Genomic DNA, 14,831 nt, shown 5'->3' with positions numbered 1-14,831 from the left:
CGGATGACCCTGCACGCAGACCCTCACCTTGCGCTTGTCCGGCCGGTCCAGCCGCTGACCCCGGAAGGGTGTCAGGAGTGTCTGATGCTCGGCTCCCCGTGGGTCCACCTGAGGCTCTGCCTGACCTGCGGGCACGTCGGCTGCTGCGACTCCTCGCCGAACAAGCACGCGCGCAAGCACGCAGCTGCCGTCGCCCATCCGATCGTGCAGTCCTTCCAGCCCGGCGAGGAATGGCGCTGGTGCTTCGTTCACGAGGCGTTCGTCTGATGTCCGGCGACCAGTCGCTGCCGGGCGAAGAACCAGTGCCGAGGAAAATGGACGAGGCCGTCTTCTGGGAGACTCCGGACGTCTACGGCGCGTATCCGCGCCTCACGGAGGAGCAGACAGCACGTCTGGCGGAGCACGGGCAACGCCGGACCATGGCTCCGAACGACGTGCTGATCCGGGAAGGGGAGCGCTGCGAGACGTTCTTCGTCGTCCTCAGCGGTACCGTCGCCGTCGTCGAGGACTACGGCACTCCCGGGGAGCACGTGCTGCGCGTGCACGGCCCCGGTCGCTTCATCGGCGAACTCGGCCTGCTGTACGGACAGGTGGCCTTCTACACCGCTGTCGCCAGGGAGCCGGGCGAGGTCCTCGTCGTCTCCTTGGACCAGTTGCGCCACCTGGTGTCCCAGGACTCCACCATCGGGGACACCGTGCTGCGCGCCTGTCTGTGCCGTCGCGCGCTGCTCGTCGGACAGGGCGCCGGCTTCCGCATCATCGGCTCGCGGTACTCGCCCGACACCAGACGGCTGCGCGAGTTCGCCGTCCGCAACCGGCTGCCGCACCGCTGGATCGACCTGGAGACCGACGAGGAGGCCGAGGAGCTGCTGCGCCGCTTCGGCGTCGGCCCGGCGGATACTCCACTCGTCATCTGGCGGGACACCACCCTGTTGCGCAACCCCAGCAACGCGGAACTGGCCCGGCTCATCGGCCTGCCGTCACTACCCGCCGGAAACCGTCACGGCGACGTCCTCATCGTGGGCTCCGGACCCGCCGGCCTCGCTGCCGCGGTGTACGCCGCCTCCGAGGGCCTGAGCACCACGGTGGTGGAGGCGATGGCCACCGGCGGCCAGGCCGGCACGTCGTCCCGCATCGAGAATCTGCTCGGCTTCCCATCCGGCATCTCCGGCGCCGAACTCACCGAACGCGCCGTGCTCCAGGCCGACAAGTTCGGCGCCGGGATCAGCCTTCCGCTGGAGGCGACCGGCCTCCATGCCAAGGACGAGGACCACTACGTGGTGGCGTTCGCCGACGGCAGTGAGATCGCCGCCCGCGCCGTCGTCCTGGCCATGGGTGCCCGCTACCGCCGGCTCCAGGTGCCCGGCATCGAACGCCTGGAGGGAACGAGCGTGCACTACTCGGCGACCGTCTACGAGGCCCAGCAGTGCCGTACCGACCCGGTGGCCGTCGTCGGCGGAGGCAACTCGGCGGGCCAGGCGGTGCTGTTCCTCGCCGGGTACGCGCCGAAGGTGCACCTGCTGGTCCGAGGAGCCGGCCTTGAGGCCAACATGTCCCGCTACCTGGTCGACCAGGTCGAGCGCCATCCGCGGGTGGAGGTCATGCTGCACACCGAGGTCACCGAGGTCATCGGCCAGGAAGCGCTGGAGGAGCTCGACGTGGTCGACAACCGCACGGGCGTGCACCGCCGCCTCGCGGCACGGAGCCTGTTCGTCTTCACCGGCGCCGAACCTCACACCGAATGGCTCGCAGGCACCGTCGCCCTCGACTCCCGCGGCTTCGTCCTCACCGGGCCGGAGGCACAGGAGGCCTGCGCCTACCCCGAGGTGTGGCACGGCCGCGGGCGCTCGTGCATGACCCTGGAGGCCGGCCTGCCCGGGGTCTTCGCGGTGGGGGACGTCCGCAGCGGCTCGGTGAAGCGGGTGGCCTCCGCGGCCGGTGAGGGCGCGATGGCCATCCACTTCGTGCACCGGCACCTGGGGCACTCGGCCGTACCCGGCACCCCGGGCACGCCGGCCGTCACGGGCCGCTCGGACGTCTCCCCACATCTACGTCACAAGGAGTCCGCATGGCTCGCATGACGAATGGCGGACGATGAGATGACGAGAAGCAACAAGGAGGCGATGGCCGTGCCCGTCTGGTCAGCTCGTGCCTGCGATAGGCGTGGCCACGGCGGTCATTGGCGCCCTGACCGTCACGCGGCACGCCCGACTGCCTCCGGGTCAGCAAGCTGCTGGCATCAGACCGGGCGGTGTCCGGCCTGCTGACCTGCACGGTGGCTGCTGCGCTCTCCGGGCACCGTCCCCGAGCAGGATCTGACCATTCCGTTGCATCGCATCCCGACCAGTCCTTGCAGTGGCTTCGTCGTCACCGACGTGCATGCCTCGGCCCACTGCGCCGTCACGGTGTGATCGGCCGACGGGGCCCGGGAGGACAAGTCACCTGCCCACACGTGGGGGAGCGGGGCCGAGTCGAGTCCGGTCTCCTCGCGGCCAGGCGACGTTCGAGTCTCGACAGCCGCCAAGCCGGCGGGGCGACGCCGGGCTCCGGAGTCAAGCGCCGTCGAACGGGCCAAAGGGGTTCGTTGCGCCGGACATGCCGCTGTCCACGGCGCTCGGGGTCGACGTCGGCTCACAGACCGGGCTTACAGACCGGGCTCATCGAACTGGTCGAGGTCGAACTGGTCGAGAAGGAAGTCGACCGGTGCGAGGCCCGAGGCGGCGGATTCGCCGTCGTGAAGAAGCTGCTCCGTCCAGATGACCTTGCCGCGGGTCGTGTACCGCGTTCCCCATCGCTGCGCGAACTGCGCCACCAGAAAGAGCCCCCGCCCGCCTTCGTCCGTGGTCGCGGCCCGCCGCAGGCGCGGCATCGTACCGCTGCCGTCCGAGACCTCGCAGATCAGACGGCGTCCGTGCAACAGCCGCACGCCGACCGGCGGCGAGCCGTACCGGATCGCGTTCGTGACCAACTCGCTGACGATCAGCTCCGTGGCGAATCCGGTCTCCTCCAGCCCCCACTCCAGCAACGTCTCCCTGCAGCGCGCCCGCACCGAGGGAACCAACGCCGGATCGGGCGGCACGTCCCACTCGGCCACGCGCGACGGCGGGAACATCCGGGTACGTGCCGTCAGCAGCGCGATGTCGTCGGAGGGGCGTGACGGCTTCAGCGCGTCGATCACCGCCTGACACGTCTCCTCCGGAGTGCGTTTCCCGGACCCGCGCAAAGCCCGGCGCAGCCTCTCCAGCCCGACGTCGAAGTCGTGGGCGCGGTTCTCCACCAGGCCGTCGGTGTACAGCACCAGTTGTGAACCCTCCGGCAGGGACACCTCTGTGCTCTCGAAGGGGTAGCCGCCCAGACCGAGGGGTGCCGAGACCGGCACACCGGGGCAGGTGACCGTCCCGTCCGGGCGCACCACCACCGGTTCCGGGTGTCCCGCACGGGCCATGGTGCAGGTCCCCGCCACCGGGTCGTAAACCGCGTACAGACAGGTAGCTCCGGTCACCGCCTCCCCTTCGTGGCCATCCACGGCATCACCCCTGTTCCTCTCGTTGTCCATGCGCACGACCATGTCGTCCAGGTTCCCGAGCACCTCGTCCACGGGCAGGTCCAGGGTGGAGAAGTTGTGCACAGCGGTGCGCAGCCGACCCATCGTCGCCGCCGCGTGCAGCCCGTGACCGACGACGTCACCCATCACCAGGGCCACGCGCGCGCCCGGAAGCGGGATGACGTCGAACCAGTCCCCGCCCACCCCCTCCTCCGAGGGCAGATACCGCCAGGCCACCTCCAGCGCGTCCTGCTCCGGCTGTCCACGCGGCAGCAGACTGCGCTGCAGCGCCACCGCCATCGCGTGCTCCCGGGTGAACCTCCGGGCGTTGTCGATGGCTACCGCCGCCCGTACGGCCAGTTCCTCCGCGAAGGTGAGATCCTCCGGCTCGAACGCAGGGGAATCCGCCGTCCGGTAGAAGTTCGCCACGCCCAGCGGTACGTTCCGCGCCCGCAGTGGCACGGCCACCAGCGACCGCAGCCCGCCCTCCAGGGCCTTTTGGGAGCGCTCCGGGTCCTGTTCCCGCCAGCCGTGTGACCGGCGCAGGTCCGTCTCCAGCATCCCCCGCCCCTCCTGCAGCGTCCGCATCTGCGGGGTGCGGGGCGAGAACGCGATCACTTCGTCCAGCGGATACACCGGCATCATCCGCTGTTCGCCGCCGATCGCCGCCCGGCGCAGATGCCGCCACCCCTCCGCCGTCGGCTCCCACCCCCGCAGCACCGCGTCGAGCAGATCCACCGTCACGAGGTCGGCGAACTGCGGCGCCGCCACGTCGGCCAGCTCCTGGGCCGTACGCCTCACATCCAGCGTCGTCCCGATCCGCACCCCGGCCTCGTACAGCAGCTTCAGCCGCTCCCGCGCGACCTCGGCCCGACCCGAGACCTCCGCCAGCTCCGTGGTGTCCCGGAGGGTCACCACGCTGCCTCCCCGGTCGCTCTGCGGGTACGTCAGCCGTTTGTTCACCGCCAGCAGTCGGTCCCCCGCGCGACGCACCTCGTCGGTGACCTCCTCCCGCGACGACAGCAGGCTCATGACCGGCTCCGAGAGTCCCAGCTCCCGCACCGAGCGCCCCCGCACGTCAGCCGGCAGTCCGAGAAGCCGGGTCGCCTCGTCGTTCGCCAACAGCAGCCGTCCGTCGGCGTCCGTGATCAGCACGCCCTCCCGCACCGCGTGCAGGACCGCGTCGTGGTGCTCGTACAACTGTGCCAGCTCCACCGGAGCCAGGCCAAAGGTCTGCCGTCGCAGCCGCCGGGACACCAGCGTCGTTCCCGTCATGGCCAGTGCCAGCGCGACCGCGCCGCCGGCCAAGATGATCGGCAGCTGTGGCAGCCACAGCTCCGCCACGTTCTTGACCGTGATTCCGGCGGAGACCAGGCCGACCACCTTGCCGCGCGAGTCGGTCACCGGGACCACCGCCTGCACGTCCGTCCCCTGGCCCGCGGGCAGAGGCGGCCCACCGGCCTGCTCGACGACGGTACGGCCCTTCAGCGCCGGTGCGATGGTGCCGACGAACTTCTTCCCGATCTCCCGCGGATACGGGTACGTGTAACGAATCCCCTTCGTGCTCATGACGACGATGAAATCCATGCCTGTGCGCTTGCGCGCCGCCTCGGCCCGCGGCTGGAGCACCGCTGAGGGGTCCGGGCTCTGCAGTGCCGCGGCCACGCCCGGGGCACTCGCGAACGACTGGGCCGCGATGACCGACTCCCGTCGTCCTTTCTGCAGAGCGTCACTCGCCGCCTGGAGCACCATGCCGACCACCGCGGCCACCACCAGCAGGACCACGATGACGACCTGGAGGAGGAACACCTGACCGGCCGCACTGCGCGGGTCCAGCCGGGAAGCGCGGCCCTTGCGCGAGCGTCCGACGGGCGGATGACGTTCCGGGCCCAGAGGGCGTCCGGAGAATGCCTCCATACACCCTTGATAACACCACTGGGGGCAGGCCGACGCTGATCAAATCCGTCGCGCGGCTGCCGCGGCGCAGCAGCGGAGGGCGTCGGTGCAGGAAGGACCGAGCTGAGCGGGAACACGGCGCCGAGAGCAGACGCAGCCGTGACACGGCTTCCAGGCACCTACGCGGCGCGCTCCGAAGTCCCGGGGCGCCTGCAGCGGACGGCGACGGCCGCGATGTCGTCATCGAGCCTTCCGCCGCTGTAATGGAGTAGGTCTCGGTGAAGCCGGTCCAGCAGCTCACGGGGCGTCGCCGGGCCGAGCTGCCGCATCCACTCCGGTAGCGGGAAGAACGTGCCGGCCCGGTCCCGGGTCTCCGTCACGCCGTCGGTGTAGAGCAGCATCTGGTCGCCGGAGGCGAAGGCGACGGTGTCGACGTTGTAGTCGTCCCCGAGGAGGGTCGCGAGGTTGAGGGGCGGTGAGGGGACGGTGGGCTCAAGGACGCGGATCTCGCCGCCGCGCACCACCAGTGGCGGAGGATGTCCACAATTGAGGATTTTGACGTGTCCGCCGCCACTGGGGATCTCGGCGATCAGCGCAGTGGCGAAGTGCTCAGGCTGATCCGGGTCGAGCTTGGCGACGCTGTAGCGCCTCATGCTCGTCTCCAGCCGATGGATGACGCCCCTCAGGTCGGGCTGGTCGTACGCGTTCTCCCTGAAGCAGTTGATCACCGCCGAGGCGGCTCCCACGGCCGGCAGCCCTTTGCCGCGCACGTCACCGATGAGCAGCCGAACCCCGTACGGCGTGTCGGCCACCTCGTAGAAGTCGCCTCCGATCCGGGCCTGCTCCTGAGCCGCCAGATACAGCGACTCGACATCGAGATCCTGGACACGGCGCGGCAGCGGGCGCAGCAACACCTGCTGCGCTGCGTCGGCGACGAGCCGGACCTGGAAGAGCGTTTCCTCTCGTTGGAGTCGAAGATGACTCGTATATGCGGCCGTCAAAGTGACCGCGACGATCGCAGCCGCCGTGTAGGGCGTTCCGAGATCGGAGTACACGAGGCTCAGCCCGATCATGGTCAGCAGGCAGAAAGCCCCCAGCGCGATCGTCGGCAGCACGGGCCACATCGCAGCGGCCAGGGCGGGTGCGGCAGGCAGGAGACGGCTGAACGCGATCTCCCTGGGAGTGGCGAAGGCCAAGCCGGTGATCAGGGCGGTGAGAATCACGGGCGACAGCAGGACGATCTCGCGTCGGGCATCGGGTGAAGGGCGGTGGCGCCGAGGTCGTCCTGTCCTGATCACAAAAATCATCTTAATGGGGCATAACGGGCTTCGTTCGCGAGAGCGTCGGCGCCCATGCGCGCCGACCGACCGCTGAACCGCGCCGTGCAGCCCCTCAGAAGGCCGCCCCGGCTGTGAGCGGCCCTCCCGCGGTGGGCAGCCCAGGTCAGCGGCGCAAGAACACCGGTGTGGCTGTTCGTAGTGTGTCCGCCACTCTCAGCTGTCCTCGGCCGGGCCGTCATCCGCATGCTGCGATAAAATGGCCAAAACTGTGTGCGCTGTCCCCTCGCGGCTCGGCCGCCCGACGTTGCGGCACGCTGGTATCTGCTCGGTGAGTGGGAATCCACGCCAACACCCCCAGGGGACGGTTGCCTTCCCGTAGGTCCGTTCTCCCGTAGGTCGGTTTTCATGGACCTCAACACCATCACCGAAGTAGTCCGGCAGCCGTCCGAGCAGCCAGGCCTGGACTGGCACGAGGGCGACGCCTGGCTCGCAGGCGGAACATGGCTCTATTCCACGGAGCAGCCGGACCTGCGACGGCTGATCGACCTGACGGCGTTGCGTTGGGAGCCTCTTGTTCCGACGGACGAGGGTCTGGAGATCAGCGCCACCTGCACCATTCGCGACCTGTACGCCTTTCCGTCGCTGGAGACCTGGACCGCCGGAATTCTCCTCCGGAAGAGCTGCGAGGCATTCCTGTCCTCGTTCAAGGTCTGGAACGCGGCGACCGTCGGCGGAAACATCTGCATGTCCTTGCCCGCCGGCCCGATGATCACGTTGACGGTCGCGCTCGAAGCGCGGTACGAGCTGTGGGCGCCCGACGGCTCCGTACGCTTCGTCGACGCCCTCGATTTCGTCACGGGCGACCACCGCAACATTCTCGCCCCCGGGGAGATCCTGCGGCGCATCATCATTCCGGAGTACGCGCTGCGCAAACGCACCGCGCACCGTCGCTTCACGCTGACCCGGCTCGGCCGCTCGACGGTGTTCCTCGTCGGCACACAACGCCTGGGCGCGAATGACCTGCTGCTCACCGTCACCGCCGGCACCACACGGCCTGTCCGCATCGCCTTCGTGTCCCTGCCCGATGCCCGGACCCTGCGGCAGAGCATCGACGCCGTGCCTGCCGACGTCTGGTTCGCCGATCCCAACGGGACCCCCGACCACCGTCTGCACCTGTCACGGCACTTCGCCGAAGAGATCCGCCGCGAACTCACGGCTGGGGACCTGCCATGACCTACATCGTGAACGGCCGCAGATTCGACCGGGAACCGGCCCCGGGCCAGTGTCTGCGCACGTTCCTGCGCGCACTCGGCCACTTCGGCGTCAAGAAGGGGTGTGACGCGGGCGACTGCGGCGCCTGCACGGTGTGGCTGGACGGCGTACCGGTACACAGCTGCATCACCCCCGCCTTCCGCGCGAACGGCCGTGAGGTGACCACGATCGAGGGCCTTGGGCGACCAGGCGCCCTGCATCCCATGCAGCGGCAGTTCGAGGACGCCCCGGGATTCCAGTGCGGTTTCTGCACCGCAGGGATGATCATGACGTCGGCGACCTTCACCGAGGACCAGAAGGCAGATCTGCCGCGGGCGTTGAAGGGCAACCTCTGCCGCTGTACCGGATACCGGGCGATCGAGGACGCCGTGAAGGGCGTCCGTGCGGTGGAGACGGCGGCACCGGGCAAGGCCGTCGGGACGAGTGTCGGCGCGCCCGCGGGCCACGACGTGGTGACCGGTCATGCCGAGTTCACCATGGACACGCGGATCGACGGCATGCTGCACCTCAAGGTGCTGCACTCGCCCCACGCCCACGCCCGGATCCGCTCGATCGACAAGAGCGCCGCCCTCGCCGTGCCCGGCGTGCACCGGGTCTACACCTGGGAAGACGCACCCCGCAGACGCTTCACCACGGCGATCCACACCGACCACCTGGTCGACCCGGACGACACCTACATCCTCGACGACACGGTCCGCTTCGCCGGCCAGCGCGTCGCCGCGGTCCTGGCCGACACGATCGGGGCGGCGGAGGAGGGCTGCCGGCGTCTCACGGTCGAGTACGAGGTGCTGCCTGCGGTGTTCGACCCGGAGGCGGCGATGGCCGACGGCGCACCCCAGCTGCACGGCTCCCACGATCCGTTCGTCCGCGACCCCGGCCACAACATCCTGGTCGAACTCCACTCGCACATCGGCGACGTCGACGCGGGATTCGCCGCGGCCGACGTGATCCACGAAGGCACGTACTTCTCACCGCGGGTGCAGCACGCACATCTGGAGACCCACGGTTCGATCGCCTGGCTGGAGGACGGTCGGCTGAACGTCCGCACCAGTTCCCAGTCACCGTCGATCGCAAAAGTCAAGCTGGAGTACCTGTTCGCGCTGCGCCCGGACCAGGTGAGGGTGTTCTGCAAGCGCGTCGGCGGCGGATTCGGCGGCAAGCAGGAGGTGATCGCGGAGGACCTGGTCGCGCTCGCCACCCTGGACACCGGACGGCCCACCTGTTTCGAGTACACCCGTGAGGAGGAGTTCACCACGGCCTCGCCGCGGCATCCGATGAGCCTGACGGTCAAGCTCGGCGCGAAGGCTGACGGAACGCTCACCGCCTTCCAGGTACGCAACGTGTCGAACACCGGCGCCTACGGGAACCACGGCGGCGAAACGCTCTACGCGGGCGGAGCCGCCGTCATGATCTACCGCTGCCCCAACAAGAAGTACGACGCGTACTCCGTCTACACGAACACCGTGCCGAGCGGGGCGCTGCGCGGTTACGGCATGACGCAGCCGGCGTTCGCCGTGGAGTCGGCGATGGACGAACTGGCCCGCGCCCTGCACATCGACCCGCTCGAACTGCGCCGGCGCAACATCGTGCGGCCGGGTGAGCCCCTGCTCGCGATGCACGGGGGCCCCGACGACGTGATCTTCACCGAGGACGGCCTCGCCCTGTGTCTCGACCTGGTGGGCGACGCCCTGGCTCGTACGGACGACCAGCCGCCCCCCGGCCCGGAGTGGCTCGTCGGAGCCGGAGTGGCGAGTTCCCTGCACGAGACCGCGCCCCCGACGGACCACCTCTCCGAGGCATGGGTCACGCTGGGCGACGATCTCATCTACGAACTGACCGTCGGCACCCCCGAGTTCGGGGAGGGAACCTCCACGGCCCATGTCCAGATCGCAGCCGACCAGCTGGGCACGACACCGTCACGGATCCGTCTGGTGCAGTCCGACACCGACCGCACGGGATTCGACACCGGTGCCTTCGCCAGCGCGGGCCTCTTCGTGGCGGGCAATGCGGTCCTGCGGGCGGCCAATGCCGTGCGCGACCGCATTCTGCAATTCGCCGCCGCGCACACGGGCATCCATGTCGTGATGTGCACGATGGACGACGACGGTGTCGTCTGCGGGGACCGGCGGGTGTCGCTGGCGGAACTCGTCGCGCTGGCCCGGAGTCGTGGAATCCGCTTCACCGCCGCCCGCAAGGCATACGGCTCACCCCGGAGCGTCACCTCCAACACGCAGGGGTTCCGGGTCGCCGTGCACCGCGTGACGGGTGAGATACGGATCCTGTACAGCGTGCAGGCGGCCGACGCCGGGGTGATCATCAACCCGGCGCAGGTCCGGGGACAGGTGGAGGGCGGTGTCGCCCAGGGAATCGGCTTCGTGCTGACCGAGAACCATCAGGTCGACGGCAACGGCGTCATGGTCAACCCGAACCTCCGAAACTACCGCATCCCCACCTACGCCGACCTCCCCCGTACCGAGGTCCTCCTGGTGGGCTCGGCGGATTCGGTCGGGCCCCTGCGGTCGAAGGGAATGGCGGAGTGCTGCATCAACCCGGTGGCCCCCGCGCTCGCGAACGCGGTGCATGACGCCACGGGTGTCCGCTACCGTGCGCTGCCGCTGACTCCGGAACGCATTTACGGCCGGCTCCCTGCGGAGCAGTCGGTGTCGACAGGTTGAGCCACCATGAACACCGAAAAGAACGTAGCCGCCGCGGCGACGGCGATCATCGGCCAGAAGGTCCTGCCCGGGATGGAGCGGGAGTTCGAGTCATGGCAGGAGGATCTCAACGCCGCGGCCGCCTACTACCCCGGTTTCCTCGGCGCCGAGATCTCCCCGCCGACGGCGCTGCAGTCCGATTGGGTCGTCGTGTACCGGTTCGACTCGGTGGCGCATCTGCAGGCGTGGATCAACAGCGCGGCCAGGCAGACGTATCTCGGCACCGGCGCCAAGTACTTCGACGGTCCAGCGACCCAGCAGGTGGTCAGCAGCGGCACCCAGTCACCGGATCCGCTGGTCACCGTGGTGGTCACGCACCGCGTCTCCCCGAACCAGGTCGACGACTTCCTCGCCTGGCAGCACCACATGGTCCAGGAGGAGAGCAGGTTCGAGGGGTTTCGCGGGACCGAGCTCTTCCGCCCCGTCGAGGGGCTTCAGGCGGAATGGACCACGCTGTACCGCTACGACAGTGCGGAACACCTCGACGCCTGGCTGACGTCGCCCCAACGGCAGAGGATCCTGGCCGAGGGCGAGAAGTTCAGCGACTTCCAACTGCGTACGATCGACAACTCGTTCGGCAGTTGGTTCGCCTTCGAGGGCAACGGCAAGGAGGCACCGTCGCCGCCCTCCGAGACCAGGACCTCCCTCGCGGTCTGGGTCGGCCTGTACCCGACTGTCGTGCTGCTGACGCTTGCTCTGTCCCCGCTGCACATGTCGCTCTGGATCGGCCTGCTCGTGGGCAACCTGCTGTCGAGTTTCCTCATGAGCTTCCTGACCATGCCCTACTACGTGAACCCGATGCTCGGGCGATGGCTGCGGCCGGCACCGGACGAACCGGCCAGGGCCAACCTCCGTGGTCTCGGTGTGGTCGCGATGGCGATGGCCTTCTGGGTCGTCGTCTTCTACCTCGTCACGGTCCGGTTCTGGACGCTGCCCTGACCGGCGACTTCGGCGGCCTGCCGTCCTGAAGCCGAGCGGCTTCTTCAGGAGGCAGTACTGGTCGTGCCCGGGTGGATCTCGCCGCAGTCCAGGCGACGGTGGTCGTCCGCGGCGGAGTGGACGTAGTCGTAGCCCACTCCGTTGCGGTTGGCCCGGCCCGTCCGTCCCGCCGTGTCGGCGGGGACGATCGTCACCGAACGGCCGGGGAAACGGCTGCGCAGCATGTGCTCAGTGAGCGTGCGCGCGAAGCCGATGCTGAGCTCGCCGGACTGCAGCGAGCTCTCCTTCACGTCGTGCGAGCGCGGTTCGCCATCGGCTGGATCGTACGGAAGGGAGGAGCGGCGCACCCAAGTGCGCGGGGGCGCGTGACTTGGGCTTCGCCCGGGCGGGTCGGTGCCGGCGCCTTGGACGCGTCTCGCCCCCGAGTTCCACGCTGCCGAGGGGTCTCGGGCGGGCGGCAGACAGCGACCTGGTTCCGGGGCGGTCGAGCACCGACCGGCTCATCGGGTAAGCCGGCATCCGGTCAGCATGAGTCGCCGGGCTTTCCTTGAGGATTGCCTGAACAGGCGCCGCTGCGGCGCGAAAGCCCAGGCGTGAAGCCGTCTCGCCCGAGCGGAGCGATGTTCCTCACAATCCTCGACCGGCGTGCCCCGGTGTAGAGTCGACACCGCCCTTGACCTGCAGAAAGCTGGCAGGGAGCCGTCTTCCAGGAGTTCAACATGCTGCGCACCATGTTTAAGTCCAAGATCTAACGCTTGGTCATCTCCGCAGGTCAGAGGCATGATAGCCGGGCTGAGGTCAGCAAACAGTCAGCATTAGGCGCGGTTGCGTCCTCGCGTTGCTGACCTCCGGGCTGGGGAGTGACCCGGCCAGGGTCGTCCGCCAACCCCCACCCGGAGGTTTCATTCGTGCCCCGACAGCTCGCCCGCGGCATGGGGTCCTTCTTCAAGGACTGCGACTGTGCCAAGCCAACGCGCTGCCCGCACCCGTACACGATTCGATTCAGGGACGCTCTCGGCAAGCAGCGTGAGGAGACCGGCTACGGCACGCAGGACGACGCGATTGAACGCCTCACGCAGCTCTACGCGGAGAAGAAGCGGACGGCGCCATCTGTTGCCGAGGCCCGCCGAGAACTCGGCCAGCAGACGGTTGAGGAATACGCGAAGCAGTGGCGGCCCCGGCAGCGCCGAATGACGGAGTACTCCACGGGCGAGCACGTTGACAGCTCCATCAATGTGCACATCATTCCTCGGCTCGGATCGCGGAAGCTGAACTCTGTCACGCCAATCGTGGTCGAGCGTTTCTTGGACGAGTTGGAGGCCGATGGGGTCGGTCGCGGCAACCAGGTGAACATATTCCGCACGCTGAAGGCGATCCTGCGGGACGCTTACGGCAAGGGAGCCATGGTGGATGACCCTGCAAAGGGCGTCCAAGAACCGGAGTACGTCCGGGAGAAGGTGGTCATCCCGTCCCTCGCCTACGTGAAGAAGGCGCTGGCTGTCGCTGATGAGCTTCTCGCGCTCGAGATCGTCATGATGGCGGGTTGTGGATTGCGAAATGGCGAGGCTCGGGCGGTCAACATCAATAACGTCGTGGCGGACGATGTCTATAGAGTGCATGAGCAGATCCACTCCAACACACACAAGCCGGCGAAGCTGAAGCACCGCAAGGCGGGAGAGTTCAGGGAGGTTCCTTTGCCGCGATCGGTGCGGGAAGCCATGGAGCGATACGAGGAGAAGCACGGAACCACGAAGCAGGGATATCTGCTGCGTGGCCCCAGTGGGTACTACACAGAGCCGATGGAACGCCGTCGCGTGCAGAAGCTGTTCAAGGACCTTCCCGCGGAGCGCGGTGTCGGCATGTACAGCTTTCGGCACTACTTTGCCTCGAACTCGCTCGGGAACGGCATACCCATCACCGACGTGGCGGAATGGATGGGGCACAAGTCGATCGAGGAGACAGGAAGATCTTGGTCGATCCCCTGGATAGCAGAGGCCCTTGTGTGTCACGGAACCGCACTCACCCCACTGGACACCCACGCCGAGCACCTAACTTCGTGGCATTGCGTGATCATTCCCGGCCGATCACGAGAACGACGGAGCCCTGGGGCAGCCAGCCACTCACAACGCCACCGGCCAGCCCCGGAAGAATCGAGGCTGAACCACAGGGCGGTCTGGTGCGTTGTGAGATTACGTTGATCCTGACTTGCGATGGAGGGTTCCATGCCTAAATCGACAGATGCGGAACGAGCCGCCGCCGTCCTTGCCTTCTACGGTCTCGGCGGAAGCCAGGCCATCCTGGCTCCGGGATACCTGCCGAGTCAACATGCGCCGCAAGGCGCCACTGAATTCGAACAGAGTATGCGGATTCGGCTGGACAAACTCGCTAGAGATAATTCTGGGTATAGTGCGGGGCCGGAGGAAGCGGCCGCCTTGCGGGCGGCGGGACTGCATCTGAAAGAACGCGGGAATGGCAAATGGGGCATTGACAGAACCAAGGTGGGCTCAGAAGCGGAAGTCAAGGCAGATGCCATAGACCAGCAGAATGCCGCCAACGTCCTTGCCTTTTACGGTCTCGGCGGAAGCCAGGCCATCCTGGCTCCGGGATACCTGCCGAGTCAGTCTGCGCCGCAAGGCGCCACTGAATTCGAACAGAGCATGCGGAGGCGGCTGGACAGCCTCGCTAGAGAAAATTCTAAGTATCGTGCGGGGCCGGAGGAAGCGGCCGCCTTGCGGGCGGCGGGACTGCATCTGAAAGAACGGGAGAAAGGCGGATGGGCCATTGACAGAACCAAGGTGGGCTCAGAAGCGGAAGTCAAGGCAGATGCCATAGACCAGCAGAATGCCGCCAACGTCCTTGCCTTCTACGGTCTCGACGGAAGCCAGGCCATCCTGGCTCCGGGATACCTGCCGAGTCGATATGCGCCGGAAGGCGCCACTGAATTCGAACAGAGCATGCGGATTCGGCTGGACAGACTCGCTAGGGATAATTCTGGGTGCAGTGCGGGGCCGTTGGAGGCGGCCGCCTTGCAGCGGGCGCAATTTCCCTTGAAAGGACGCGGGAATGGCAGATGGGGCATTAATAAATCTGCCGTGACTGCTCAGGTCGTTGATTACGCGTGAGCGGGTGGCAGCCAGGGGTTTCCGGCGAAGAGGTCGCGGAGCACGGTCAGGGGGTTGAGGTCGT

10 protein-coding genes are annotated in these 14,831 nt (G+C 67.9%); 7 read left to right on the top strand and 3 right to left on the bottom strand.

Annotation, left to right across the window (positions count from 1 at the left end; genetic code table 11):
• The first annotated feature begins 3 nt into the window (after positions 1-3).
• On the top strand, positions 4-267 hold the full coding sequence (locus AB0N07_RS07290; RefSeq protein WP_365128997.1) for a UBP-type zinc finger domain-containing protein: 264 nt from the start codon (positions 4-6) through the stop codon (positions 265-267).
• The gene (locus tag AB0N07_RS07285; RefSeq protein WP_365833002.1) at positions 267-2,081 is read left to right on the top strand and encodes an FAD-dependent oxidoreductase; all 1,815 of its coding nucleotides are present in this window, start codon (positions 267-269) and stop codon (positions 2,079-2,081) included. Before AB0N07_RS07290 ends, AB0N07_RS07285 begins: the two co-directional genes overlap by 1 nt.
• A gap of 563 nt (positions 2,082-2,644) precedes the next feature.
• On the opposite strand, the gene AB0N07_RS07280 is transcribed toward AB0N07_RS07285, so the two are convergent.
• Positions 2,645-5,461, bottom strand: a complete 2,817-nt coding sequence (locus tag AB0N07_RS07280) for a SpoIIE family protein phosphatase (RefSeq protein WP_365833000.1) — start codon at positions 5,459-5,461, stop codon at positions 2,645-2,647.
• Between the two features lie 158 nt (positions 5,462-5,619).
• Complete coding sequence (locus AB0N07_RS07275; RefSeq protein ID WP_365832998.1) at positions 5,620-6,663, bottom strand: PP2C family protein-serine/threonine phosphatase; 1,044 nt, start codon at positions 6,661-6,663, stop codon at positions 5,620-5,622.
• 462 nt (positions 6,664-7,125) lie between these two features.
• Between AB0N07_RS07275 and AB0N07_RS07270 the strand changes: the two genes are divergently transcribed.
• The 3 genes from AB0N07_RS07270 to AB0N07_RS07260 are packed head-to-tail and all read left to right on the top strand — an operon-like array spanning position 7,126 to position 11,645.
• Complete coding sequence (locus AB0N07_RS07270) at positions 7,126-7,953, top strand: FAD binding domain-containing protein (protein WP_365832996.1); 828 nt, start codon at positions 7,126-7,128, stop codon at positions 7,951-7,953.
• Positions 7,950-10,667: a molybdopterin cofactor-binding domain-containing protein gene (locus AB0N07_RS07265; protein WP_365832994.1), complete on the top strand. Its 2,718-nt coding sequence runs from the start codon at positions 7,950-7,952 to the stop codon at positions 10,665-10,667. The genes AB0N07_RS07270 and AB0N07_RS07265 overlap by 4 nt, the downstream gene beginning before the upstream one ends.
• 6 nt (positions 10,668-10,673) lie before the next feature.
• Positions 10,674-11,645, top strand: a complete 972-nt coding sequence (locus tag AB0N07_RS07260) for an antibiotic biosynthesis monooxygenase (protein ID WP_365832992.1) — start codon at positions 10,674-10,676, stop codon at positions 11,643-11,645.
• Positions 11,646-11,689: 44 nt separating this feature from the next.
• On the opposite strand, the gene AB0N07_RS07255 is transcribed toward AB0N07_RS07260, so the two are convergent.
• The gene (locus AB0N07_RS07255) at positions 11,690-11,935 is read right to left on the bottom strand and encodes a hypothetical protein (RefSeq protein ID WP_365833248.1); all 246 of its coding nucleotides are present in this window, start codon (positions 11,933-11,935) and stop codon (positions 11,690-11,692) included.
• Between the two features lie 618 nt (positions 11,936-12,553).
• Between AB0N07_RS07255 and AB0N07_RS07250 the strand changes: the two genes are divergently transcribed.
• Positions 12,554-13,843 (top strand): tyrosine-type recombinase/integrase, encoded by a 1,290-nt coding sequence (locus tag AB0N07_RS07250; RefSeq protein WP_365832990.1) that lies wholly within the window; start codon positions 12,554-12,556, stop codon positions 13,841-13,843.
• Between the two features lie 24 nt (positions 13,844-13,867).
• A complete protein-coding gene (locus tag AB0N07_RS07245; RefSeq protein ID WP_365832988.1) occupies positions 13,868-14,767 on the top strand; it encodes a hypothetical protein in 900 nt (299 codons plus the stop codon).
• The last annotated feature ends 64 nt before the right edge of the window (positions 14,768-14,831 follow it).

Origin of the sequence: Streptomyces sp. NPDC051172, assembly GCF_040682555.1 — a bacterium.
Classification (GTDB): domain Bacteria; phylum Actinomycetota; class Actinomycetes; order Streptomycetales; family Streptomycetaceae; genus Streptomyces.
The sequence above is the reverse complement of the archived record's forward strand: the minus strand, read 5'-3'. Positions and strand labels throughout refer to the sequence as shown.

Excerpts from the sequence above, each read along its gene's own strand:
- AB0N07_RS07290 (WP_365128997.1), top strand. The coding sequence starts at position 4 with ATGACCCTGCACGCAGACCCTCACCTTGCGCTTGTCCGGCCGGTCCAG.
- AB0N07_RS07285 (WP_365833002.1), top strand. The coding sequence starts at position 267 with ATGTCCGGCGACCAGTCGCTGCCGGGCGAAGAACCAGTGCCGAGGAAA.
- AB0N07_RS07280 (WP_365833000.1), bottom strand. The coding sequence starts at position 5,461 with ATGGAGGCATTCTCCGGACGCCCTCTGGGCCCGGAACGTCATCCGCCC.
- AB0N07_RS07270 (WP_365832996.1), top strand. The coding sequence starts at position 7,126 with ATGGACCTCAACACCATCACCGAAGTAGTCCGGCAGCCGTCCGAGCAG.
- AB0N07_RS07265 (WP_365832994.1), top strand. The coding sequence starts at position 7,950 with ATGACCTACATCGTGAACGGCCGCAGATTCGACCGGGAACCGGCCCCG.
- AB0N07_RS07260 (WP_365832992.1), top strand. The coding sequence starts at position 10,674 with ATGAACACCGAAAAGAACGTAGCCGCCGCGGCGACGGCGATCATCGGC.
- AB0N07_RS07245 (WP_365832988.1), top strand. The coding sequence starts at position 13,868 with ATGCCTAAATCGACAGATGCGGAACGAGCCGCCGCCGTCCTTGCCTTC.